General features: G+C 62.9%; 2 protein-coding genes. Both read left to right on the top strand.

Features of this window, described 5'->3' with window-relative positions; all coding sequences use genetic code 11:
• The coding region (locus F1542_RS16865; protein WP_227672840.1) for a Cof-type HAD-IIB family hydrolase at positions 1-783 on the top strand (783 nt) is incomplete at its 5' end.
• Position 784: 1 nt separating this feature from the next.
• Positions 785-1,538, top strand: a 754-nt coding sequence (gene pgl / locus F1542_RS16860) for a 6-phosphogluconolactonase (RefSeq protein ID WP_193734008.1), incomplete at its 3' end; no start/stop codon positions are given.

Below are 1,538 nucleotides of genomic sequence, written 5' to 3'. Positions count from 1 at the left end.
CTGGCCGATGTGGATGGCACCCTGGTCACGAAGGACAAGATCCTGACACCCCGGGCGATCCGGGCTGTCGAACGCCTGCGTGAACGCGGGATCCTGTTCACCATCACCAGCGGCCGCCCGCCCAAGGGCATGAAGATGGTCATTGACCCGCTGAAGATTTCCGAACCGATCGCGGGTTTCAACGGCGGCATGATGGTCAGACCCGATTTTACCGTGATCGAGGCCCGCACGCTGCCAGCTGATACGGCGCGCAAGGTGATCGGCATCATCCGCGACCACGGGGCCGATCCGTGGGTCTATAACGGCAATGACTGGATCGTCTCGAAACTTGATGCGCCGCATGTCGCGCGCGAACAGTGGACGGTCAAATTCCCGCCCGTGGTCGGCAATGTGGAAGAAAAGCTGGACCAGGTGGTCAAGATCACCGGCGTCAGCGATGACCTCGACCTTATGAAGCGGCTTGAACACGACCTGCAGCAGGCGCTGGGCGATACCGCGTCGGCCGCGCTGTCACAGCCTTACTACGTGGACGTGACCAACAGGGACGCCAACAAGGGCGGCGTGGTGATGACGCTCGAACGCCTGCTGGGCATTCCTGCCAGCCAGATGGTGACACTGGGCGACCAGCCCAATGACGTGCTGATGTTCCGCAAGAGCGGCATGTCGATCGCCATGGGACAGGCCAGCCCCGAGGTGCAGAAGCAGGCGACCCATGTCTCGACATCGTGCGAGGAGGAAGGGTTTGCCAATGGGATCGAGAAATTCGTGCTGGGAGATGCGTGACATGGAAAAGCATGATGTAACGGGCGGACATGACGTGAAAACGGGCGTGATGGTGGTCCTGCCCGATGCCGAAGCCATTGCGCAGCACATGGCGAAATGGCTGACGGAACAGGCGCTGGCGAAACACGGTGGCCCGTTCGTGATTGCGCTATCGGGCGGGTCCACGCCGAAGCGGCTGTACCAGATCCTGGCGTCCGACGCCTATCGCGACCGTTTCCCGTGGGCGAACACGCAGTTCTTCTTTGGCGATGAACGCTTCGTGCCCGACAGCGACCCGGCCAGCAACTACAACATGGTCGAGAGCGAAATGCTGGCCCACGTGCCGGTGCCGCCCGCCAACGTGCACCCCATGCCCACATCGGGCGACCCGGCGCAGGCGGCGGCAAAATATCAGGCGGAACTCGAGGCGGTCTACGGCAGCAAGGTGCTGCAGCCCGGTCGCCCGCTGTTTGACGTGGTGATGCTGGGTCTGGGCGATAACGGGCATACCGCATCGCTGTTCCCGCGCCAGCCGGTGCTGCAGGAAAGAAAGCTGTGGGTTTCGACCTGCGTGCCCGATGACGCGCCGCATACGCGCCTGACCCTGACCTATCCCGCCATCCATTCCAGCCGCCATGTGGTGTTCATGCTGGCGGGACCAGCCAAGCGTGAGGCCTTTGCAAAAGTGCGCGCCGGTGACCCCGCGGAACCCGCCAGCCACATCACGACCGAGGGCGAACTCATCTGGCTTATGGACAAGGCGGCGGCGGGACAAT

Origin of the sequence: Komagataeibacter sp. FXV3, from assembly GCF_015155755.1 — a bacterium.
Lineage (GTDB): Bacteria > Pseudomonadota > Alphaproteobacteria > Acetobacterales > Acetobacteraceae > Komagataeibacter.
This window is presented reverse-complemented; position numbering and strand designations above follow the sequence as displayed.